The organism is Olivibacter sp. SA151, from assembly GCF_054130995.1.
Genome location: NZ_CP096391.1, coordinates 5,054,797 through 5,077,189, shown reverse-complemented (window position 1 = coordinate 5,077,189; position 22,393 = coordinate 5,054,797). Strand labels below are relative to the sequence as shown.

Below are 22,393 nucleotides of genomic sequence, written 5' to 3'. Positions count from 1 at the left end.
AAATGACCGAATTTATTGATCGTTTTCTCTTTCAGCTCACAGAGCTTTTGCATGCCCCGATTCTATTTGCACTTTTTGCCATGGTCGTCTGGACACTGATCAGTATGGGGGCCTTTTTTCGCACCTGGTTGATGCGCATACGAAAACCCAGGGAAGCTGTTCATACATTTTTCGCTCAGCATGAAGGCGAAATAACCGCTTTACTAGCAGAAAGCCCCTATCCGGATATTCGGTTGACGGAACTGGTTCGCTCCTGGGAAAAAAGGCAGAACAACCGTTTAGACAATATTCGTTTTTTGATCAAAACGGGGCCATCCATCGGCTTGGTCGGTACGCTGATTCCCATGGGTAAGGCACTGTCTTCCTTGTCCAGTGGCGATATGGCCGCCATGTCAGGTAATATGCTGACCGCTTTTACCTCTACCATTATCGGACTGGTTTGTGGAACGGTGGCCTACCTGATCAGCTTGAAATGGGAAAAATGGCTGCATGCAGATTTTCTGACCTGCGAAGTAGAAGCAGAAACCCGTTTAAGGCTTGCCGGTTTAAAGCAAGCAGAAACCGATTCTTCCCTCGTTTACAATCAATCGCTTTAGCATGAAATTACTAAGAGTACACCATGATAGGGAGGATCAGACACCTCTCGACGACCCCATAAGCGGAATTGCCAACCTTTTCGATATCAGTGTTGTGCTTATTGTCGCCATGATAGTCGCGTTGATGACGGCGCTTAACATGCTGGAATTATTCGATCCCAATACGGAGGTAACCTTAACAAAGAAAAACGCACAGGGTCAGATGGAAATCATCTCCAAGAAGGGAAGAGAAATCAAAGTTAAGAAACTTTCGCAGGAAGAAGCTGCCGGCCACGGCGAACGCTTAGGTACGGCCTATCAATTGGAAGATGGACAGATTATTTATGTACCGGAAAATGTTCAGTAAAACAGTATTTATTCGTATCGTATTATGGAGTCAGCTTGTTCTGTGCTTTGCGTTGGAGGCTTTTTGTGCGCCTGTACCAAAAAAGATAGTGATACTGGTTTCCGAAAATTATAGTAAACCTGTTGCCGAGGCAATTGCCCAACTGCACAAGCTTCCTGGCTTCACCGATGCTTATCTGGTATCAACAGCCATTGACGGAAAAGCCGCAGCGGATGTGGGAGGTGCAGATCTAGCCGTCTGCTATGTGCATACCCCGGTCGTACTACAGCGTTTTTCTGCGGAGCTACAGCGCATCGTTAAACGTGGCGGACATGTATATGCGCTTGGTAACACGCCGGAAGCGGATAGTTATGGCAAGCAGGGCATTCGCTTCGACCCGGAAGTGGCTGCTTATTTCGAACATCCCAGTCCGGATAATCTGGCCAATATGATACTAATGCTGTTGAATAGACATTTGGAATCGACCTATCCGGTAAAGCCGGTTGTCCCTTTTCCGGAAAATGGCATCGTTTCTCTTCGGAGTGGGGAGGTATACGCAAGCTTTGAACGATATGCCCAAGCCGAAAGACTGGGGGAGCGCCCGTTGGTAGGTTTGTATATGTTCCGTTACGAAGCAGTTACCCGTCAGTGGGAGTATATGAAGTCTTATGCGGATGCCTTAGATACGGCTGGTTTCGATGTGATGCCCTTTTATGGCCATCCACTTGATCAGGCAATCGAAGATCATTGTTTGGATGCCGACGGAGGCTCTCGTTTATCGGCCCTGTTGAATTTTTCTTCTTTGCCGGGAGCGTCCAACGAACGGCTTCAGGCGGCATTTTCCCGTATGGGTGTACCGGTAATCAATGCCATCACAATCAGTGACGATACAGCAGCTTGGCATGCCTCCTCCTTGGGGATACCACTTGCGGCGCGTGCCTTATCGCTTGCCCGTCAGGAACTAAGCGGTCAGATACAGCCGATAATAGCGGCAACCACCGAATCTGTAGCATCCGCCGATGCGGCTGGATACCGCGTCAAATACGCGCCTGAAAGCCGTGTACGAAGATTGGTGGGGCGTGTAAAAGCGTGGTCAAGATTGCAAAGCCTGCCCAACCGGGATAAAAAAATTGCGCTGATTTATTATAACGGGCATCCGGGTAAAAATAATATTGGTGCCAGTTACCTGAATGTGCTGCCCAAGAGCCTTACGGCCATTTTAAAACGTATGGGTGAAGCGAAATATGATCTTGGTGGTCAAACTCCTGATCCCATTACCGTATTTGATGACGTCATGAACGGAGGCCGTAATATCGGTACTTGGGCACCGGCGGAACTGGATCGGTTAGTGCAGGAAACGCATCCCGTACTGGTTCCGGTGGAGACCTATAAAAAATGGTTCGGACAGTTGCATCCTGCTTTCCAAAAGCAGGTAATAAAAAAGTGGGGTGAACCGGAAGATTCAAAGATCATGACCTGGCGTGATCCGGAAGGAAAGATTTATTTTGTTTTGCCTCGAATCGCCTACGGCAATATTAACCTGATGCCCCAACCGGCCAGGGGTTGGGACGAAGACGCTCAGGCCTTGTACCACGATGTTTCGCTTCCTCCACATCACCAATACGTTGCCTTTTATCTGTACCTACAAAAAGGTATGCCCGCCGATGCGGTCATCCATCTGGGAACACATGGAACACAGGAATGGCTTTCGGGACGTGAAGTAGGGTTTGATGATGACGATGCTCCGGAAGCGCTGATGGGTAACCTGGTTAACATCTATCCCTACATTATGGACAATGTAGGGGAAGGAACACAGGCCAAAAGGCGTGGAATGGCCGTGATTATTGATCATTTAACGCCGCCCTTTGATCAGGCCACCTTAAGACCCCAGTTGCGTGAACTTGCGGGAACCATCAACGATTATGATGTGGCTTCCGGCAAAAGTGAAGCACTCGCGGCTGTTCACCTGCGCACAATCAATCGGCTGGCCAGGGAGGCAAATATAGGGAAGGATCTAGGTATTGATGGCGACATTAAAGCAGAAGATGTACAAAGACTGGAACATTACCTGCAGGAAATCCAGGAGACGCTTAGCCCAATGGGAATGCATACCTTTGGGCAATCACCGGATTCGGTGATGGCGATGAAAACGGCGGAAGCTATCGTTGGGCGGATGCAAGGGATACCCAAGGATTCCCTTGCCGTGCTACTCATGGATGTTTACCAGCGCATTATGATCAGTGGACCACGAGAGCTGGATGCACTGATGACAGCCCTTAACGGAAAGTATATAGAAGCGGGTTCAGGTAATGACCCCATCCGGAATCCTTCGGCATTGCCTACAGGAAAGAATTTTTATTCCTTTGATCCCGACCGTATCCCTACCATAGACACCTATCGGGAAGGGGAGAAGCTTGCTAATCAGTTGATCGCTGATTACCGTGGCAGACACGATGGGCAGTATCCGGATAAGGTGGGATTTAACCTATGGTCGGTGGAAACCATCCGCCATGAAGGTATTATGGAATCTCAGATATTGAGTTTATTGGGGATAAAACCTACTTATGATGGCTTTGGGCGGTTGAAAGGAGTAGAAGCAATTGCAGATACTGCGCTTGGGCGACCGCGTATCGATGTGGTCATCACGCCGTCTGGCTTGTATCGCGACCTATTTCCCAATCTGATGCGGTTGTTAGATAAAGCGGTTTCTTTGGCTTATAAGCAAGATGGTGCTAACTATTTGCGGGAACATATTGACCAAAGTGTGGACAAGCTGTTGTCTTCCGGACTCAAAGACACTACCCTCGCCCGTCAGCTGGCTAGTGTACGCCTGTTCAGCACGGAGAGCGGAAGTTACGGAAACGGCTTGAACGATGTGGTTCAGGCCTCCGATAAGTGGAAAAAAGACCAGGAGGTTGGGGCCGTTTACTTTAACCGGATGGGACATTTATATGGGCAGGGCCTTTGGGGAAACATACCGGATGGGGAACTCCCGGAAACAGCAAAGGACCTAGCGGTATCGCTTTTTAAAAGTGCCTTATCCGGCACGAAGGCGGTTGTTCATAGCCGCTCTACCAATGTTTACGGCGCGCTGGATAACGACGATTTCTTTCAGGCATTAGGTGGGATGGCGATGGCCGTACGTCATGTTGATGGAGCATCGCCCGATGTGATGATTACGAATCTGGCTGATCCCGGAAGCACCCGGCAGGAATCGCTAAACAAATTTATCGGAAGGGAGATGAATACCCGTTACCTTAATCCCAAATGGATTGAAAAAATGCTGGATGAAGGATATGCCGGAGCACGGATGATCGGCCAGGTAGCGGATAATATGTGGGGATGGCAGGTCACAACGCCGGACGCGATCGACGCACAGAAATGGGAGGATTGGATGGATACTTATGTCAATGATCAGTACGGTCTGGATGTTAAAGAGCGGTTTGCAAAAGCCGGTAACACTTATGCTTACCAGACGATGCTGGCCCGCATGCTGGAAGTGGTCAGGAAAAACTATTGGAAACCCGACGAACAGCGTTTGCAGCAGCTGGTAACCGAATACCTGAAAACTACTGAAGAAACAGGGCTTTCCTGCGCCGACAATGTGTGTGGAAATGAGACTTTGGTAGATTTTGTAAAGCAAGGGGCTAATAGTGGAGAAAACAAAGAACGGGTCAATAACCTGATAGCACGGTTGGGTAAAATCCATAGGAGTTCATCTACGCCTGTAAAAAAGAATATAACCGCGAAGAGGATGGTAGGAAGTCAAAAAACTTCTAAGAGGCAAACAAGATCAGAGGGGCAGTACATAAATCCCGGGACAACAGGACAAAAAGTCGTCACAGGGAAAGAAGCTGGAAAGTCGACCACAGTTAAAGGTTATAAAATGGAGGAATCGAGTCGACAAGCGACCGATAAGAATCAGAAAGCACAACACGTTTCATCAGCATCTTATGATGGTTTGTTGATAAGCGTCATTGCCTTGTTGATTGGCTTCGGATTTTGGTTTGGCAAAAGGTACTAATCGATATTTTCTTTTATCCACCCTATTGCTCCTCATGAGATTCAAAGCGTCCGGTTCCTTCTTCTATATTTATTCGATAAACGATCAAGCTATTCCGAAGCTCAGGACTTATCGCGTGAGAAGGGTCCCGTCCCGGATCATTGGTGTTGGGCATAATACGTAGAATGAGGCCTTGCATGGCCTGTTGACGCTCCATGTCTTTCAGTTCTTCAAAGGTTCCCCAAAGAATAGCACTTTTCCACTTGAACATGCTTTCAACTTCATCAACCTGAAAACAGACCCGTGGATTTTTCCGTAGCATTTCTATTTTTTTACCTTCACCGGAATGAGCATATATCGCATTATTTTGGTATACATAGTTGATTGGCACTATATAAGTTTCGCCATTTGCGTGGCATCCAAGCCGGCCGATGGATTGGCTTTTCAATAAATCGACTATTTCTTTCTTATTTAATTCTCCAAGCATGATGCATCTTTCACTAATTGCATAAAACGTTTAATTTTTAAAAGTAGCAGATTTTCAGATAGCTGGCGTTCCTGTGGCTGATATTTCGAAAACCAACAAGGCCTCTTATTAAACGCCTTGTTGGTTACACTTAAAATGTCTACAATTTATAGTTTTTGGATCTGCTACATCTGTTCAGTTTTTTGTTGTTCCAGGCCATATAGTCTTTAACAGCACGGATAGCACTTTTGTTTAGAACCTGCTTCGCCATTCCGCTAAACATTTGAGCTCTAAGAATTAGGTATTTGATAGGGCTCGGAAGTTACATAAAGGTCCTTTCGATGTATACCCGAATGGAGTCTTGTTGCAAGCGATGCCTGAACCAAGTTGCGATACGTTCTTTGCTGGCCAGCGTTTTTTTGATATCGCTGCTTTGAAGTGTCAACGAATGGTAGCGTTGCACCTTCAAGGAATCGTTGTAGAAGACCTGTTCAGCAGTAGCACATGCCTGCACTTCCGGAAACATGGGTTTCAACTCGCTTAAGAGTTGCTGCGCTAATCGGCTTCGCTGTTGTACGCTATCTTGGCGCTTTAGATTGAGTGATAATTCGGAACGTAGGCGATTTATTTCCGCTTGCTGCTGCGTCAGCTCAAGCAGATCATTATTCGCGTCGGCAAAAGAAAAGCCTTGTTGAATGGAGATTTTTGCATCCATCAATGGATAGTTTTTTAACTTTTGCTGTAGCTTTTTCTTTGCGGGTTCGGGTATCAGCTTTCCGCCATAAGTTAAATGGATCGTCTTCTGTAAGGGATCGATGTCGGATTTTAAGAGATAATCTCCTTCGATATAAGTTTCGTTTTTTATGAAACGAGTTGCTTCTTGTTTAAACCTTTCCCGTTTGACAAGCACATAGCCGAAGTATATACTTGGTATCATGGTTATTGTCACAATAATGCTGACCCACATATTTGCGCGTTGCTTAAGGCCTTCTTCGGTTTGATGCCATATTGGATATTTCAAAAAACGCACAGTTACCAAGGTTGCCGCCGCAATGAACACCGTGTTTATAGTAAATAAGTAAAAGGCTCCAAAAAAGTATGACCAATTAGCAGTCGATAAACCATAGCCCGCAGTGCATAGTGGGGGCATCAAAGCAGTTGCGATGGCAGCTCCCGGAATCACATTTCCTTTTTGCTTACTGGAGACCGCTACGATACCTGCTAGACCACCTACCATAGCAATGATAACATCATATATATTTGGTTGCGTGCGTGCTAGTAATTCAGAGTGCGCTTCGCTCAGCGGGGTAAGTAAAAAGTACAATGTAGAGGTCGCAAGGCTAGCACCTACGGCGAAGCCGAAATTAGCAAGCGCCTTTCGAAACAATTTGAAATCATAGGTAGCTAAACTATATCCCATTCCCAAAATAGGACCCATCAATGGAGAAATCAACATGGCGCCGATAATTACCGCAATTGAATTCACATTTAGTCCAACACAGGCGATAACAATGGCAAAAATCAGAATCCAAAGATTCGTTCCTTTGAAGTAAATTCCCTTTTCTACCGTTTCGTGTATTAAACCATATTCCTCACGCTCTGATGATATATTAAATTTTTCGATCAGTTTATAAACATCCATATAAGGCTCCTTTCTTTTTCGGAAGGCGCTTCTAAAATAGTAATTATCTTTTACTTCATAGATCTCAGTTTAGCCGAGATACCTGCCGCATCCAACGCTTCTTTGCAATTAATGATTAACTGTTCTTGCATGATCCAGAAATTCTCATTGGATGTGGTAACCCGTATCGACGGTTTATGGAGATGTGATGAAGGATAAAATAAGCGGCACCATCAAGTGGTGTGTGATCAAACAGTGTTATAAAGGCAGTACTCCACCAGCGGATGTGCCTGCTGTAAAAAACAAAACCCCTTTTGAATCAGGGGTTTTGCTATTACTAAAACAACTTGTAAAACTATAACTTTTAATGTATACAACTGCTTTAACAACACGGTAATCATGCTAATGTTTGCAAATCTTCAATAAATGTTTGGTACAGTGCTTTCTTCAAACTGTTTTTCTCAAGCTCGATAAGTCTTTGGTACTTCTTGATCAGTAAGGATAATTGATGTTTATTCATTTGGATATGTTTGGATGTCACGAAACTAGTGTCTTAAGATGAAAAATGCATAACCTTTCTGGGATTTTTTTAGCTACATTTAAAATAGCATCAATTTCCTTCGAAATGAGCAACGCAATTTGTGCAAATTCCGGGCAGGAATTGGGTAGTGCAAATTAGCTGAACATTCTTAGATTTGCTTCCACAAAACAGGTCGGATGGCTGAGCGGTTAGGCAGAGCTCCGCAAGAGATCTCACAGTGGTTCGAATCCACTTCCGACCTCAGTACCACATAGATGTAGGTTTTATTTGTAAAAATAGCATCTCGACACAAACTTTTTCTCTTGATCAACGTTTGATAACATTAGTTAGAGTTGCCGGCTGTTCTTACGCATGACAACACGACGGACGATGAAACTGTTTAAAACTACTTATTGGTCTGTAGATTAATAGCAGTAAAAAATTATTTTCTTTTATGACTATACTGCGGCCCATCACCTCGTTAACAGAAAGTTCTAAGTTGCTCTTCTTCTCGTATGATTGCAAAACAAACAGGTTTACTTATGTTAATCCTGCTTTCGAATCTTTTTTTGGACGATCGAGCGACAACTTAGATCTTGCTTTTCTGTTTGAGAAAGTTCATTATGAAGATAGGCAATATGTAAAAGAGAAATTGCTCGATTGCTTAAACGGTCAGGTAGTTCACAGTCTGGAATGTCGAATTTTTTTGAATGAAAAAAAATATTGGTTCCGAATTGAACCGCATTTAGTACGTGATGACGACAATCAACTGCTGGTAGGACACGCAGAAGACATCAGCCTTTATAAAGAACATAATGAAAACCTAAATAGACACAACGATAAAAAAAATGCTATTTTGGGTATCATGTCGCATGATCTCGCCGGTCCCATTGGACTTATAACAAATATCACGGAGCTTTTGAATCGGGAAGTAGATCCCAATAATGCCAAAATCAAAAAATTTTTATCGATAATCGACAGGGCAAGCAGAGAGTGCTTACACCTGATACGCGATTTTTTGGATATGGAATTTTTAGAGACTGCAGAAATTAGATTACTGAAAAGAAGGGCGGACGTGGTACAGTTAGTTCAGCGTATGATAGAGGAGTATGCCGGAATGCAAGTAGAATTGAATCGGTCAATACGCTTTCATTGTAATAAGAAATCCATTTACGCCGAGATTGATGAAGCGAAGTTGCCACAAGTAATAAACAATCTCCTGTCTAATGCCCTTAAATTTACGAGAGCGGACGACAGCATTACAATCTCACTTGACGAAAGCGATACAACTATTTACATAACCATTGCCGATACCGGAATAGGCATCCCTAAACAATATCATGCAACTTTATTTGATAAGTTCAGCCCCGCAAGGCGTAGAGGTCTTAGTGGCGAGAGCTCCACAGGTTTAGGCATGTATATTATTAAAACGATTATCGAATGGCATGGAGGCACTATAACCTTCGAAAGTGAAGAAGGCCAAGGCACTACTTTTTATATACAGTTGCCGAAATAGGTGCTAGCAATGACTGCATAAGAGACCTCAGTGTGGTTTGAATCCGAAATTACTTCACCTAATACACTACTTTCAGTTTGGCTGTTCTAGTTTTTTTGTACTTTCTTTTCTCTTAAGACTTCACTTTTTCCCGTCGTATCTCTATCAGAGTCCGGATCAAACTGCGGTTCGTCTGTATCGATCTGTTTGGCTTTTTCTTTTTCAAACTTTTCCTTTTGCCGCGGAGTAGCCGCCGGTTCAGTAGCTACTTCTTTTTTCTTATCCGATTTCATATGCCTATTAAAAATATAAAAATAAATGTTCGTTGGATTATTCCTTGCTTCAAACGATAGTAACGGATTATTGGTCCCAAAGCTCTTCATCAGGGGGCTTATTCCCTACACTTTAAAGTGTGCGCGGTTATTTTATCGAATAAGTACAGCGCTCCTTTTGTTCAATAAGGCTAATTGATGTCGCCATAGTATAAAAATCTGTTCTCTTACTACCTAAAGAAAAAATAGGCTATTGCCAGCGCAATTACGGCAACAATAATCGACCAGTGGATCGTAAAGCCAACTTTTTTGTCATCCTTTTCGTCAAGAGCCACTTTCGGTAATCCTGGATTATCTTCATGCTTGGCATAATTTGTTTCCATTGTCGTTTTTGAACTATTCGTTTTATCCTGTTCCATCTGTTATATGTCTGATACCTATAAATAACGATTTAAACTTCTTAGTGTTTGCGGAGGCTAAAAAAGCAAAGTCCCGCCATAGGGGCTTTGCTCTTACTATGAACAACTTGTAAACTAAAACTTTTGTGTAAACAACTATTGCAACAACAATGCAAACACAAGAAGGTTTTAGATTAGTTGCCAAACCTCATAATCGCAACAATGTTTGCAGATCTTCAATAAATGTTTGGTAAAGTACTATTTTCAAACCGTCTGTTTCAAGTTTCAAAAGTCTTTTATACTTTTTATAAGTAAGGATAATTGATGTTCACTCATTTGCATATGTTTAGATGCGCTAAGTTGATACGTAGAGATTAAAGATCCATTTGCGATCGGTAGTCAAACTATAACAAGGTGTTCTTGTTAATGTTATATAGTCAGTTGAAAATAATATCACATATTATGGAAAAACATCATCCCATAGTTGCAGGTACCGTTGGAACAACGTTGATGACACTATTTAGCTATATGGTAGCGGCGTCAAAGGGCGAGAAATTTGAGGAACCAGCTCTTTTGGCTGAAATGGTCGAAAAATTAACAAAAGAAAAAGAACTCGCTCGTATAAGTGGCTGGACAATGCATTTCGCCATGGGCTGCAGTATGGCCTTCGTTTTCCAGCAAATATGGAAACAGACAAAAACCAATCCCGGTATAAAGCAAGGTTTAATTGCCGGTGTACTTAGTGGTTTGTCGGGAATATTAATTTGGAAAGCGGTATTCAAGTTTCATCCAAATCCGCCTCCGATTCCGTTTAACCGGTATTATGGACATCTGCTATTGGCTCATGTAGTTTTCAGTATGGGCGTGGCATTAACCAGTAGAAATTATAAAAACGAAAAGATACAACAATCTATCGGAAATGAGGAATCTAAATAATTAACTGTTGAGTTGATCTCGTATCGAAGGGAGCCGAATATCAGTTCATTTTCGGATAAGTCGATTTGTTTGCCAAACTATATCCGAATTTAATTCGAAGGGAACTAATTCATGCTAGAGGATAATAAAATCTGTCAGTTGCTATCAATCAGCAGAATATACCACGAGCCAAAGGTTATGGCATATCCGAGAGGACGCGAAATACTCGAGCGGTTCCCTGATGCAGAGCGGATTCAAGTGGCCTCCCACCAAGCTATACCAGAGCTTTTTGGTTTCGAAGGAGCGGTAGAAGACTGGTTATGGAATAAAAAGAATGTGCTGATACTCGGCACCAAAAAAGCACTGCAGGCGCGTCCCAATGCCCGAAGTTCAAACTAGGTAGCACCATCGCATTCCAATGGTTGTTCTTACTGCTATGTGCCCCGGCAGAAAGGGTATACGGCCTTACGGTTTACTTGCATCCTTTTCGGCAACACTGTCGGTTTGCATCGGATACATTTTTTCACTGAGCGTGGAGTCCTGCTCCTTTGGTGCGTCTATGGTATCGGCATCAAACTGTTCCTGGACATCGTCGGGCGATTGACTATCGCATCCACATGCGTAAATCATTACCGTTGAAGAGATAATCAGCAATCCACCAATCAGTTTTTTTTTAAAATTTTTGTGATTCATCATTGTTTTTCTATTTGTCGGCTTAACTTGGCTACAAGTACATGTTAAGTTTGCCTTCTATTAAATCGTCAAGCGTTTTTCTAGTATCTCGTTCCTTCAATTCCCATGTTAGAAATCAAAATCATTTATAGCCATTATCAACAAGAAAACCCCAAAAGCGATTGAAATGTTTGAGACCGGCGGCTATTAGTTACCTATAACGCGATAGGCAATAAACAGGAGCATGTAACAAATGTGTGATGGGTATGTTTTGGCACTTCTATTGCTTCAATATAGGCAATACTTTAACACCCTATGAAAAACGTAAAGGCTCTTGATCAAGGATCGGGAGCTTTTTCCTTTTTTTCTGCCAACAAATTATGACTTAGGGCATCATGATAAACGATAAATTATCCTCTACAAACATGATGGCTTGTGAATTTGTTAGAAAGTCTGTATTGCTTGCGTTATCACTGCAAGTTATAGATATAAATTAAATATGATTGTAACGCTTACTCCAGACATCGTGCAACAGCTTCACGCAAAAGGCATAACCTTTCTTTATGCTCCGCTCCAATTTAGTCTTGACGATCCAATTTGGGTACCTATGGTTGTCGAATTTTTTGACTGTGATTGGATAGATCCGCAAGCAGATGCTGTATTTTTGCTAAAAGCAGCGCTAGAGATACCCTTTGAGCAGTTTCTAAATCACCGTGTAATGCTGCCCAATAATTTGGATATGCATGTAGCTTAAAAACTGTGGAATCAATCAGATAAATCGGTCGGCTTCGATCTCATTTAACAGCCTATGCCCTTGCTAATAATGCTATAACCATATACGAATTATTTATTGTGAAAAGACGGCAGTGAATTGCTTTCAACTTTTTAACGTTTTTCATAGATTGCACAACATAAGACATCTAAAACATAAAAATGAGAACGCTAACAAAAGAAGATCAACAGGCAATAACACCTCAAAAGGCCTTAAACCTATTGGAAGAGGGCAACAAACGGTTTGTTAATAATTTAAAAATCAATCGAAACCTTTTGCAACAAGCAAATGAGACCTCAGACGGCCAACACCCCTTCGCTGTAATTCTAAGTTGTATCGATAGTCGTACATCAGCCGAATTGATTTTCGACCAAGGCTTGGGCGATGTTTTCAGTATCCGGGTTGCCGGTAATATTGTTAACGAAGACGTTTTAGGAAGCATGGAATTTGGTTGCAAAGTGGCGGGTGCAAAAATAATTGTCGTGTTAGGCCATACCAAATGTGGCGCAATTAAAGGCGCATGCGATCATGTGGAAATGGGAAACCTGACCGCTTTACTTTCAAAAATTCGGCCCGCTGTTGATGAAGAGTTGACCATAAAGGAGAACCGTAGTTCCAAAAACAGCGATTTTGTTGAAAAGGTCTCCGCTATAAATGTGAACCGTTCGGTTAAATCGATAATGGAACGCAGTCCAATTCTCAAAGAAATGATAGAAGGCGGTAAAATCGGAATAGTCGGCGGCATTCACGATATAACGACCGGTGTGGTTACCTTTTATCCGGATACCTCCATCTTCGGTAAAAATTGATCACGGTCTGATTTTACCAATCAGAGGAGATGATATGGTAGCCGTCTATTTGATCATTAACACCTATAAGAAAAGTAAAGGCTCTCGATCCCTGATCGAGAGCTTTTTCATTTAAGTTTCGGCTGTAGAAAAGAGGCAATGGATCAGGTTAACCTTATAGGATAGCTGTTTATTTTGTCACGATACACGAAATAGTTTTTTTGGTAAACCCACTTTTGACGACGGTGAAAAAGACATTAAAAATAAAAAAAAGCATTATATAGATATGCTTTGAATAAAATTGCAACTATATTGCATTTTATGGAAAATGGTTTATCTTTGACTTGTGTTTGCCTCAAGAAATATGATCTGTCGGAGAATAATTGCCTATGCGTTACTCATGCTTATGCTGGTAATCCATATGGTAAAAGCCCTACATGAACATCCTGTTCCTGTCTCGAGCAAGCACAAATATTGCGGTGAGACAGAACAGATCGTTGCCCAGCATAGCGCTCATTGTAAGATCTGTGATTTCCATCTGATAGGAGACAGTGATGTGTCTGTACTGTCTTTCCGTTTCCTTATACCCCAAATTGCTGAGGTGTACGATACGCCTAACGCAAGCTTTTGCTACGCTAAATATTTAATCGTCGTCAGTCTTCGCGGTCCCCCCATATCCTGCTAACGCATTGCATTATTCCATAGTTATATAAGCGGATCATCTGATAGTCACTACTCTCTAGCATTAACCGGATTCCGGCAGCTGAGCGTTCAGGCTGGTTGAAGTGATGAAAATCTTTTCAGATTCCGTTAAACATTATTTCAATCATTCCAAATTTCTTTAAGCGTGAGCGTACTCAAAGCAGAACAGCTTAGCAAGGCGTATAACGACACCTTTGCTTTGCGCAATCTCAATCTATCCGTAGAAAAAGGCGAAATCTTTTGTCTACTCGGACAAAACGGTGCCGGTAAAACAACCACCATCAATCTAATCTTAGGGTTTTTAGCCCCCACCAGTGGTCGTGCCCTTATCAATGGCATTGAAGTTAGACAAAATGACGTTGCCACAAAAAAACATGTGGCCTACATCCCTGAAGTCGTGCAATTGTACGGCAATCTTTCAGGCGTCGAAAACCTTGATTTTTTTAGCCGTATTGCGGGCTATCGCTATCCTACAGAAGCACTCCATGAGTTCTTGGATAAAGCTGGTCTGCAACGGGAGGCAAGTGCTCGGCGATTATCGACCTATTCGAAGGGTATGCGCCAGAAGGTAGGCATTGCCATCGCATTGGCCAAGAAAGCGGATCTGATTTTAATGGACGAACCAACCTCAGGGCTCGACCCAAAAGCAACGGACGAATTTACCACCATATGCAAAGGACTTGTTGGCGAAGGTAAAGCAATTTTTATGGCAACGCATGATATCTTCAATGCAGTTAACATGGCAACGCGCATTGGCATCATGAAACAAGGCGAACTGGTACATACCATTACCAACAGGGGGATCACGGCGAATGAATTACAGACCTTATACCTCGAAACAATTTAGCGTTAAGGCAGTATGAGATATCTATTGATAATAGCGATTTTGCTATTGGCCTCTCGCGGCTTAGCACAATCCAGCATCGATGGTTTAGTGACGGATGAAACCGGTCGGTCGATTGCCGGTGCTTCCGTTTCTTTGAAGGGGAAAAATATGGACCGAACGGGCCGTACCGATGAGAACGGACACTTTACGCTTACGGCATTGCAGGAAGGTGCTTATGAGATTAATGCAAGCCATATTGGTTATGGAAACTTCCATGAGGCGGTGGTGTTGGGAAAGAAACCCATTGCTGTAAAAATCGTGCTCATATCCAAATCGAGTGAGCTGCAGCTGGTGGAAGTCAGTGGCCGGGTGGCCAGAAAATATACCAGTAACTATTCTTTCGGTGCCACGCGGACCGCTACCCTGACAAAAGAGATCCCGCAGTCTATATCCGCCATAACGAAGGAGCTTATTGCCGACAGGCAGGCATTCCAGTTGGCAGATGCGGTTAAAATGGCCAGCGGCGTAATTCCATCCAGCTACTATAACCAATATGCTATACGAGGTATCAGTCAGAACGAGGAGGGACAGATCATTAATGGGATGCGTACGAGGCAGTATTATTTCCTGCAACCTTTAACTAGCAATATCGAGCGTGTAGAGGTTATCAAAGGCCCTGCAAGTGCCACCTTTTCCAGTGTGGATCCGGGTGGTAGTATTAACCTGGTAACCAAGAAACCATTGGCAATAGAAAGAAGGGAGGTGAGTGTTAGTGCCGGTAGTTTTAGTACCATTAGAGGGAGTTTAGATTTTACAGGGCCACTAAATAGTAATAAAACCCTGCTGTACCGGTTAAATGCCGCTTATCAGGAGGCCGGTAGCTTTCGCGATCTGGTAGATAACAAGGCCTTTCTTGTATCACCTTCTTTTTCCTATATCCCCAATGATAAAACGGCCGTTAATGTAGAGGTTATACTTAGCGACCTCACCGGGAATCTGGATAGAGGGCAACCTATTTTCGGTGCCGTTGCCGGCCAGACGAACCTGAACAGCACGCCTATTAACCTCAACCTTGCCGCCCCTGGCGATTTCTTTAAGTCAAAGGACCTGATCGTGATGGGCAACTTTTCCCATAAATTTACCGATGCGATCAGTTTGAACGCTTCTTATATGAAGCAGAACTGGCATGAAGACCTGCAGGAACATCGTACCACCGGCGCATTTGCTCCCGATACGGCAGGCAATCCCGTTAATTCGCTGGCGGCGATGCAGTTTGTGCAGCGCAAACAATCTTGGAGTACCGATAACTTTCAGGGCTATTTCAACTTTGATCTGGAGACAGGAATAATACAGCATAAATTACTGATGGGTTATGATCTGAGCCATTGGCAGAAGCTGAAAGGAGGCGGACAAGACGCTGCCAGAGGCTTTTTGTTAAAGGATGGCAGCGTAACGAACACCTTCTCGCCCACTAATCTTGCCGATTATCAGGTAATAACCATTGGAAATGTAACCATGCCACGACCGAATGTGGATTATTTCGATCTGAACAACCCGATCTATACCATGAAAAGACCGGAGGATTACAATTTGAATATAAGAACCGCATTACCGGCAGCGCTTACCACCACGCATGCCGTTTATATACAAGATCAATTACGGTGGAATCGTTTTATCGTACTTTTAGGTCTTCGTCAGGAATGGTTCAAGGATATTACGAATTATAAGTCCTCAAATGAATCTTCTTTTACCAATAAAGCTTTCCTACCGAGGGTAGGGATTACCTATATATTGAATAAACAGGTTAATATTTATGGAACCTATCTGAAGGGATTTCAACCGCAATCAAATACCGTAACGTTAATGCCCAGTACTGGTGGCTTTTTTGGCTCTCCCGAATCTGCTGCTAGGTTTAAGCCGCTAACCAGTAATCTTAAAGAATTGGGTATGAAAACCACCTGGTGGGGAGGAAAGCTGAGCGTGAATGCCGCTGTTTATGAGATCAACCAGCAAAATATTTTAATGAACGCAGGACTTCCGGCCTATCCCGATTCTTTGGTTACCAGAGGTGCAGACAGGAGTAGGGGATTTGAAATCGAGGTTGCAGGTTTTATCCGGTCCAATTGGCAGGTAAACCTGTCTTATAGTTACATCGATGCAAAAATTTTAGAAGACGCCAATGCAGGTATCAAAGGTAGCCGTAAGGAGAATACTCCCGTTAATAGCGGCAACCTTTGGACTCGCTATGATTTCCAGCAAGATGGTGTTCTAAAAGATCTAGGTATCGGACTGGGGCTGCAATATAGTGGCGATAAAATTCCCTGGTTTACCCGCGAGTTTAAGGTGCCCGCCTATACATTGCTTGATATGGCCCTTTACTACAAACCGGGTAAAGGAAGTATGCAGATTGCACTCAACATGAACAATGTTACCAACAAAACCTATTGGATCGGTGCGCAGAATTACCTTCGTTTATTCCCCGGCGCACCCAGAAACATGATGCTGACAACTAGTTATCAATTTTAAACGGAAGATTTTTATGAGGATTGATGTATTGAAATTATTCGCCAGGCAAACTTACCTAGATGTCTTCAAAAGCAAGGCAATCATGGTATTGCTTGGCATTATTGTTATTTTATTAGTTTACGCCGCTTTCAGTGGTGCAACCATTTACCAACAGCAGACGGAAAGCCGACAGCTGTATCAAAAGCAGGTACGGGAGAATTGGGAAAAAATGCCCGATAAACATCCGCACCGTATGGCACATTATGGTTATCTGGTCTTCCGATCTAAGCATCCATTGAGCTTCTTCGATTTCGGGATGGAAAGTTTCACCGGTAATGCTATTTTTCTGGAGGCCCATCGACAGAATACGGTTAACTTCTCGGAAGCGGGTTTCAGCACCGGTATGTTGCGGTTTGGAGAGATCAGCATGTCCATGATTTTGCAGTTGTTACTGCCATTGGTGATTTTTTTCATCGGATTTAATACAGTTGCCACCGATAGAGAAAACGGAACATTGAAAATACTATTGAGCCAGGGTGTTTCATGGAAGGAGATATTGATCGGAAAAGCGGCCGGTTTACTCGGTATCAGTCTTTCCATCTTGATGCTGGCCATAGTTATGTTGATCATGGGGTGTCTTACTCTTTCGCCTGCTGGGTTAATGGCTGATGCGATAAGTCGCGCAGCTTGGCTTTCCTTATTTTATGTATTGTATTTTGCAGTCATCAGTGTGATTGCGGTATTAGTTTCTGCCATTGGCAAGACAGCGAAGGTTTCGCTGATTTCTTTGATAGCAATCTGGTTGGTGTGCGCCGTGGTTTTTCCTCGGACAAGTCAGGCCCTAGGTAATTTACTGTACCCATCACCTTCCATCACTGAATTTCAATCCGCCATTGAAAAGGACCTGATAAAAACGGGCGATAGCCACAACCCGGACGATCCCTATTATAAGGCACTGAAAGATTCCATATTAAAAGTATATAAAGTGAATTCCGTTGAGGAGCTCCCTTTCAATTACAGCGGTTTCCAGATGAAGGAAGGCGAGCGGATCAGTGCGGAGTTGTATAACATACATCTTGAGCGTCTATTACAGACTTATCAGCGGCAAAACAAGTTGGCCAGGCTTTCCACCTTCTTCAATCCGATCGCGTCGATCCGTAACATTTCGATGGCCTTATGCGGAACCGATTTCAATACATACATAGGGTTTCAACAGCAGACCGAGGCTTATCGTTACCAATTAGCCCAGCACATGAACGAACTGCAGATAAAATTGATCAGCAATAAAAAATTGGGCGATCATGATAAACCCTACAGCATAAGTCGAAGCCATTGGAAATCATTTCCGGATTTCAAGTATAAGTTTACCACCCTGCATGTGCTAATGAAAGGCGAGGCCTACTCGCTAGTGGCACTTTTGAGCTGGATTGTGCTATTGGGTCTTCTAATAATGACTCTTTCAAAAAGACTAAAAGCGATATAGTTATGTTCCTTTTGATATTAAAACGTTTCCTGCGATCAAAGATCGCTATTATCGGATTATCTGTAGTATTTGCGGCGGGCGTATTGAGCCTTTTTATCGGTAAGCAGCATATGGATAAACAGAAGAAGAGCTTGCTCCATACCGAACATTTCCAACAGGAGCATATTAAGCGGAATGTTCAGTTCCACCAAAACGAAATCGGCTTGTTACTATATTACATTCGGTTTAGTCTGGTCAATGAGCCGCATCCTTTAAATGGTCTTTCCATAGGGCAGCGGGATGTGAACAGCTCCATTCAAAGCCTAACAATACGGAATCTGGAAGGCCAGAAATATGATACTGATCTGTTCAATCCATCAAATCTTCTGGCAGGAAATCTGGATTTCAGCTTCGTGCTGATCTACCTGTTTCCCCTGCTTATTATCGGTTTCAGTTATAACTTGCTTTCCGAAGAAAAAGAGGGTGGAACTTGGCAGCTGCTAGCGGCGCAGAGTGCAAACCCGTTGAGCATATTGAAATGGAATCTAATCATCAGAGCATCGGTGGTTGTTATCACACAGTTGTTTCTCTTTATTTTGGCCATTTTTATATTATCATTACCTCTTGATAAGTACCTACTGGCAGCGGTCATCATCTCATGTGTATACCTGCTTTTCTGGTTCGCCGTTTGTTTTCTGACGATTTCTTTTCAAAAGGATTCAAGTACAAATGCAGCGATGCTTATCAGTGCCTGGATATTACTGACCGTCATTTTTCCCGCAGCAGTTAATAACTATATAACTAGCAGGTATCCCATACCGGAAGCGCTGGCAACCGTTGTTAACCAACGGGAAGGGTACCATGAGAAATGGGATATGGACAAAAAGCTCACCATGGATAAGTTTTATGCACATTATCCGCAATTCCGTAAGTACGGCTTTCCGGAAAAGCAATCGAGTTGGCTCTGGTACTACGCTATGCAGCAGCTAGGTGATGATGATGCAAAAGAGCACACAGCGCAAATGCGGAATAAGCTTTGGCAACGTGATCGGGCGAGCGGATTGATTGCCATTTTTCTGCCTACTTTACATGCCCAGCATCAGCTGAATACAATAGCAAGATCAGGTTTGAGCAATCACCTGCGGTTTCAAGACAGCACGGCATCATTCCACGAGAAGATGCGTTTGTATTTTTACCCGAGGATTTTTGAAGATGCGGCCGTTAATGATCAGAATTGGGACACGTTCGGAGTCGAGCATTACGAAGAGGAAGTCCGGATTGATTGGATTACCATTTTGTTACCCTCTATTGCGGTTATCTTGATTTTCGTGTTTTGGGCAGGAATAAATTATCGCAGAAAATCTGTGGTTGCTCTGTAGAATAATGCGATCAGCTAAGGAGAAACAAAATATGCAAGCTTTGAGTGTCTGGTTCTTTTGTTTGACATTATTTCTCGGGAGCCCATCGGTTGGACATGGCCGGGCATCGGATGGACGAATTGAAGTAGTTGTAAAGGATGAGGACGATATTGCTTTACCAGGAGCGACAGTCAAGCTGTTTAAGGCGGAAACCGATAAATTGATATCACAAGTCTCTGCAGATGAGAACGGCTTTGTTCAATTTACGGTAGATACAGGCAGGTATCGAATCTGCGTTGTTTCTGTTGGCTATCAGGAACAATGCTTAGATACCTCGGTAAGTAAAAATAGACAGGAGCTTGTAGCGCTTTCATTTTCACTGAAAAGTTCGGTGAAGGTGCTAGATGATGTGGTGATAGTAGCACAGCGACCTACTATACAGGCGGAGGGCAACAAACTGATACTAAGCACCGAAAACACATTATCTGCAGGGAACTCGGCCATGGAATTGCTAAAAACCATGCCGGGCGTGAGTGCCGGACAAGATGACGAAATTTTGTTCCGCGGTGCACCCGGTGTGCAGGTAACAATTAATGGTAAAATGACCTATTTGTCGGGAAAGGAGCTGACTGAGATGCTGAATGGGTTGCATGCCGCAGACATTGCAAAGATCGAGCTACTGTCTTCGCCATCGGCAAATTTCGATGCTGCCGGAACCGGAGGAGTCATTAATATTGTTACTAAAAGGCGGCAAGAAAAAGGTTATGCAGTAGAATTGCGCTCTATGGTATCCAAAGGTCGATATTGGATGGTAAACGATAACATAACAGGAAGTTTCAAGCATGACAAGTTACAGGTTGATGCATCATTCGATTATAATACACCGCACAAAAACACCATAAGTACCAGTTCGCATACCATATCCCAGGGCAACAACGATATGCTCCTTGAACGCGCAAATGAGGTGTCGTTCAAGATCAAGTTCTATACCTACAAGGTTGGTGCGACATGGCAATTGGCACCCCGTCATCAGCTATCGGCCAACTATCATGGATATACGGACGACTTCACGGCGCCGAAAACATCTTCGATTACCATGCGTGATCGATCGGGCACGACCGTGGAATCGATATATTCCACCGTCAATATTGTCGAGCCCTATTACTTCGATGCCTTTAATGCCGGCTACCAGTTCGATATTGATGCTTTGGGCAAGAAGATTACTGCTGATGTACAGCTAATTTCTTATCGTAACTTTTCCAACAGCGAGATGGAAACCCGTCGCTATCGCGAAACGGGCAACCCCGATGGAGATCTGGATATACTCCGGTCTAATCAACCCGGTTTTATCCGTGTTTCGGCCTATAAGGTGGACGCCCTGTTACCTTATTCCGGAGTCGATCTGAAGGCTGGACTAAAGTATGCGGTAGCAAGCAATGATAATAATGCCCGTTTTGATTCTTTGCTGAACGGACAGTATGTTGAGGCACCGTCGCTTTCCAATAATTTTAACTATCGGGAAACGATTTCGGCAGCCTATGTGGCTGCATCTAAAGTATGGAAAAAAACAACCTTCAATGCCGGCTTACGCCTGGAACATACCGATGCAAGAAGCTGGTCGGTATTGTCGTCCGGAAGCAATCAATGGAACTATACCCGTTTGTTTCCATCGCTGTCCATTAATACCGAAATCAATAATGATAACCAGATCGATTTTTCGCTAAGTCGGCGGATTGAACGGCCTCCATATGCCGCGCTGAATCCGGTGCGCTGGTATAACGACCCCTATTATATGTTTGCCGGTAATGCCAATCTACAACCCGAAACGAGTTGGCTATATGCTGTAACTTATACGTTGAAACGAAAGTATTTCTTTCTATTCAATTATAGCGCTAGGAGCAATTATCTATCCCGTAACATGATCAAAGACACTCAATCGGAGGCTTTGATAAGCCAACGGGCTAATTTCGACCATTTCAGGCGTTTGGATCTAAATGTTGCAACTACGCTGTTGCCTAGCAGCTGGTGGCAGATGCAATGGAGTGGGGGAATCAACTTTACCACCTATCCGGTAGATCAACATCGTCAGGCGGATAATTTATCGCAATGGGCAGGTAATCTGCAATGTATTAACCAGCTTAAGCTTCCAGGGGATGTCAACATGGAATTGGCCGCTTACTGGTATTCCCGGGAATTATTCGGGATTTTTCAGAAGGGCAGTTACATCTATGTAAATGCAGGTTTAGCTAAGTCATTTTTCGATAAACGGCTGGGTGTGAGAATTGCCTTGAATGATGTTTTCTTTACGAATAATTTTAGCGCACATTCCCTCGCAGCAATTACCGACTATCGATATTTCGATAAGCCCGACACCAGAAGGGCAATGTTTTCACTCACCTATAGTTTGGGTGGTAAGCTACAGTCGGCAAAGGAGCGCAGAACGGAAGAGCAAGATCGGCTCTGATGTCAAAAATTGCTAGTGCGAAACAATATGCAGCTCAAATTTTTTTTCGTAATCTGTAAGGTTTTCCCCATAAAATGCAACTAACCTCCAAAAATTATTGATATGAAAGCAATAGCCATGATTTTTCTTTTCGCAATAAGCGCATGTGGCCGCGAATCTTCTCCTGAAGGCAGGTCGATTATTAGAGACGAACAGATCGTCGAACAGCTTGACTCATTGAAACGGCAGAACCA

General features: G+C 43.4%; 19 protein-coding genes and 1 pseudogene. 14 read left to right on the top strand and 6 right to left on the bottom strand.

Going from position 1 to position 22,393, the window contains the following annotated elements:
• Nucleotides 1–2 precede the first annotated feature (2 nt).
• Genes M1D52_RS20805 through M1D52_RS20795 form a run of 3 tightly spaced genes read left to right on the top strand, consistent with a single transcriptional unit; the run spans nucleotide 3 to nucleotide 4,945 of the window.
• Entirely contained in the window at nucleotides 3–596 is a 594-nt protein-coding gene (locus tag M1D52_RS20805; RefSeq protein ID WP_437394549.1) for a MotA/TolQ/ExbB proton channel family protein, read from the top strand.
• A 1-nt stretch (nucleotide 597) separates the two neighbouring features.
• Nucleotides 598–942, top strand: coding sequence for a DUF2149 domain-containing protein (locus tag M1D52_RS20800; protein WP_437394548.1), 345 nt, complete (start codon nucleotides 598–600; stop codon nucleotides 940–942).
• Nucleotides 905–4,945, top strand: a complete 4,041-nt coding sequence (locus M1D52_RS20795) for a cobaltochelatase subunit CobN (RefSeq protein ID WP_437394547.1) — start codon at nucleotides 905–907, stop codon at nucleotides 4,943–4,945. Before M1D52_RS20800 ends, M1D52_RS20795 begins: the two co-directional genes overlap by 38 nt.
• A 22-nt stretch (nucleotides 4,946–4,967) precedes the next feature.
• Here M1D52_RS20795 and M1D52_RS20790 read toward each other — a convergent pair whose 3' ends face one another.
• The 3 genes from M1D52_RS20790 to M1D52_RS20780 all read right to left on the bottom strand — a co-directional run bounded on the left by M1D52_RS20790 (nucleotide 4,968) and on the right by M1D52_RS20780 (nucleotide 7,531).
• Nucleotides 4,968–5,411 (bottom strand): pyridoxamine 5'-phosphate oxidase family protein, encoded by a 444-nt coding sequence (locus tag M1D52_RS20790; protein WP_437394546.1) that lies wholly within the window; start codon nucleotides 5,409–5,411, stop codon nucleotides 4,968–4,970.
• Between the two features lie 301 nt (nucleotides 5,412–5,712).
• Nucleotides 5,713–7,032, bottom strand: a complete 1,320-nt coding sequence (locus M1D52_RS20785) for a DUF389 domain-containing protein (protein WP_437394545.1) — start codon at nucleotides 7,030–7,032, stop codon at nucleotides 5,713–5,715.
• 376 nt (nucleotides 7,033–7,408) lie between these two features.
• Entirely contained in the window at nucleotides 7,409–7,531 is a 123-nt protein-coding gene (locus M1D52_RS20780) for a hypothetical protein (RefSeq protein ID WP_437394544.1), read from the bottom strand.
• Between the two features lie 191 nt (nucleotides 7,532–7,722).
• On the opposite strand from M1D52_RS20780, the pseudogene M1D52_RS20775 reads away from it, so the two are divergent.
• Nucleotides 7,723–7,793 (top strand): annotated as a pseudogene (locus M1D52_RS20775).
• 192 nt (nucleotides 7,794–7,985) lie between these two features.
• Nucleotides 7,986–9,047, top strand: coding sequence for a PAS domain-containing sensor histidine kinase (locus M1D52_RS20770; RefSeq protein ID WP_437394543.1), 1,062 nt, complete (start codon nucleotides 7,986–7,988; stop codon nucleotides 9,045–9,047).
• 86 nt (nucleotides 9,048–9,133) lie between these two features.
• On the opposite strand, the gene M1D52_RS20765 is transcribed toward M1D52_RS20770, so the two are convergent.
• Nucleotides 9,134–9,409, bottom strand: a complete 276-nt coding sequence (locus tag M1D52_RS20765; protein WP_437394542.1) for a hypothetical protein — start codon at nucleotides 9,407–9,409, stop codon at nucleotides 9,134–9,136.
• A 119-nt stretch (nucleotides 9,410–9,528) separates the two neighbouring features.
• Nucleotides 9,529–9,717 carry a hypothetical protein gene (locus M1D52_RS20760; protein WP_149105288.1) on the bottom strand — a complete coding sequence of 63 codons (189 nt, stop codon included), beginning with the start codon at nucleotides 9,715–9,717 and terminating at the stop codon, nucleotides 9,529–9,531.
• Between the two features lie 441 nt (nucleotides 9,718–10,158).
• On the opposite strand from M1D52_RS20760, the gene M1D52_RS20755 reads away from it, so the two are divergent.
• Nucleotides 10,159–10,632, top strand: coding sequence for a hypothetical protein (locus M1D52_RS20755; protein WP_437394541.1), 474 nt, complete (start codon nucleotides 10,159–10,161; stop codon nucleotides 10,630–10,632).
• 177 nt (nucleotides 10,633–10,809) lie between these two features.
• On the top strand, nucleotides 10,810–11,010 hold the full coding sequence (locus tag M1D52_RS20750; RefSeq protein WP_437394540.1) for a hypothetical protein: 201 nt from the start codon (nucleotides 10,810–10,812) through the stop codon (nucleotides 11,008–11,010).
• A 66-nt stretch (nucleotides 11,011–11,076) separates the two neighbouring features.
• On the opposite strand, the gene M1D52_RS20745 is transcribed toward M1D52_RS20750, so the two are convergent.
• A complete protein-coding gene (locus M1D52_RS20745) occupies nucleotides 11,077–11,307 on the bottom strand; it encodes a hypothetical protein (protein WP_149105289.1) in 231 nt (76 codons plus the stop codon).
• Nucleotides 11,308–11,782: 475 nt separating this feature from the next.
• Here M1D52_RS20745 and M1D52_RS20740 point away from each other — a divergent pair, with 475 nt between their 5' ends.
• The 7 genes from M1D52_RS20740 (at nucleotide 11,783) to M1D52_RS20710 (ending at nucleotide 22,160) form a co-directional block, all read left to right on the top strand.
• The gene (locus M1D52_RS20740) at nucleotides 11,783–12,037 is read left to right on the top strand and encodes a hypothetical protein (protein WP_437394539.1); all 255 of its coding nucleotides are present in this window, start codon (nucleotides 11,783–11,785) and stop codon (nucleotides 12,035–12,037) included.
• A gap of 179 nt (nucleotides 12,038–12,216) precedes the next feature.
• On the top strand, nucleotides 12,217–12,864 hold the full coding sequence (locus tag M1D52_RS20735; protein ID WP_437394538.1) for a carbonic anhydrase family protein: 648 nt from the start codon (nucleotides 12,217–12,219) through the stop codon (nucleotides 12,862–12,864).
• A gap of 826 nt (nucleotides 12,865–13,690) precedes the next feature.
• The gene (locus tag M1D52_RS20730) at nucleotides 13,691–14,392 is read left to right on the top strand and encodes an ABC transporter ATP-binding protein (protein WP_437394537.1); all 702 of its coding nucleotides are present in this window, start codon (nucleotides 13,691–13,693) and stop codon (nucleotides 14,390–14,392) included.
• A 12-nt stretch (nucleotides 14,393–14,404) separates the two neighbouring features.
• A complete protein-coding gene (locus M1D52_RS20725) occupies nucleotides 14,405–16,897 on the top strand; it encodes a TonB-dependent siderophore receptor (RefSeq protein ID WP_437394536.1) in 2,493 nt (830 codons plus the stop codon).
• A 13-nt stretch (nucleotides 16,898–16,910) separates the two neighbouring features.
• Nucleotides 16,911–18,359, top strand: coding sequence for an ABC transporter permease (locus M1D52_RS20720; RefSeq protein ID WP_437394535.1), 1,449 nt, complete (start codon nucleotides 16,911–16,913; stop codon nucleotides 18,357–18,359).
• 2 nt (nucleotides 18,360–18,361) lie between these two features.
• Nucleotides 18,362–19,717 carry a DUF3526 domain-containing protein gene (locus M1D52_RS20715; RefSeq protein ID WP_437394534.1) on the top strand — a complete coding sequence of 452 codons (1,356 nt, stop codon included), beginning with the start codon at nucleotides 18,362–18,364 and terminating at the stop codon, nucleotides 19,715–19,717.
• A 31-nt stretch (nucleotides 19,718–19,748) separates the two neighbouring features.
• On the top strand, nucleotides 19,749–22,160 hold the full coding sequence (locus M1D52_RS20710; RefSeq protein WP_437394533.1) for an outer membrane beta-barrel protein: 2,412 nt from the start codon (nucleotides 19,749–19,751) through the stop codon (nucleotides 22,158–22,160).
• Nucleotides 22,161–22,393 lie beyond the last annotated feature (233 nt).

What these genes read in the sequence shown, in the direction of transcription:
- M1D52_RS20805 (WP_437394549.1), top strand. Translation starts at nt 3, where the DNA reads ATGACCGAATTTATTGATCGTTTTCTCTTTCAGCTCACAGAGCTTTTG.
- M1D52_RS20800 (WP_437394548.1), top strand. Translation starts at nt 598, where the DNA reads ATGAAATTACTAAGAGTACACCATGATAGGGAGGATCAGACACCTCTC.
- M1D52_RS20795 (WP_437394547.1), top strand. Translation starts at nt 905, where the DNA reads ATGGACAGATTATTTATGTACCGGAAAATGTTCAGTAAAACAGTATTT.
- M1D52_RS20790 (WP_437394546.1), bottom strand. Translation starts at nt 5,411, where the DNA reads ATGCTTGGAGAATTAAATAAGAAAGAAATAGTCGATTTATTGAAAAGC.
- M1D52_RS20785 (WP_437394545.1), bottom strand. Translation starts at nt 7,032, where the DNA reads ATGGATGTTTATAAACTGATCGAAAAATTTAATATATCATCAGAGCGT.
- M1D52_RS20780 (WP_437394544.1), bottom strand. Translation starts at nt 7,531, where the DNA reads ATGAATAAACATCAATTATCCTTACTGATCAAGAAGTACCAAAGACTT.
- M1D52_RS20770 (WP_437394543.1), top strand. Translation starts at nt 7,986, where the DNA reads ATGACTATACTGCGGCCCATCACCTCGTTAACAGAAAGTTCTAAGTTG.
- M1D52_RS20765 (WP_437394542.1), bottom strand. Translation starts at nt 9,409, where the DNA reads ATGAAGAGCTTTGGGACCAATAATCCGTTACTATCGTTTGAAGCAAGG.
- M1D52_RS20760 (WP_149105288.1), bottom strand. Translation starts at nt 9,717, where the DNA reads ATGGAACAGGATAAAACGAATAGTTCAAAAACGACAATGGAAACAAAT.
- M1D52_RS20755 (WP_437394541.1), top strand. Translation starts at nt 10,159, where the DNA reads ATGGAAAAACATCATCCCATAGTTGCAGGTACCGTTGGAACAACGTTG.
- M1D52_RS20750 (WP_437394540.1), top strand. Translation starts at nt 10,810, where the DNA reads ATGGCATATCCGAGAGGACGCGAAATACTCGAGCGGTTCCCTGATGCA.
- M1D52_RS20745 (WP_149105289.1), bottom strand. Translation starts at nt 11,307, where the DNA reads ATGATGAATCACAAAAATTTTAAAAAAAAACTGATTGGTGGATTGCTG.
- M1D52_RS20740 (WP_437394539.1), top strand. Translation starts at nt 11,783, where the DNA reads ATGATTGTAACGCTTACTCCAGACATCGTGCAACAGCTTCACGCAAAA.
- M1D52_RS20735 (WP_437394538.1), top strand. Translation starts at nt 12,217, where the DNA reads ATGAGAACGCTAACAAAAGAAGATCAACAGGCAATAACACCTCAAAAG.
- M1D52_RS20725 (WP_437394536.1), top strand. Translation starts at nt 14,405, where the DNA reads ATGAGATATCTATTGATAATAGCGATTTTGCTATTGGCCTCTCGCGGC.
- M1D52_RS20720 (WP_437394535.1), top strand. Translation starts at nt 16,911, where the DNA reads ATGAGGATTGATGTATTGAAATTATTCGCCAGGCAAACTTACCTAGAT.
- M1D52_RS20715 (WP_437394534.1), top strand. Translation starts at nt 18,362, where the DNA reads ATGTTCCTTTTGATATTAAAACGTTTCCTGCGATCAAAGATCGCTATT.
- M1D52_RS20710 (WP_437394533.1), top strand. Translation starts at nt 19,749, where the DNA reads ATGCAAGCTTTGAGTGTCTGGTTCTTTTGTTTGACATTATTTCTCGGG.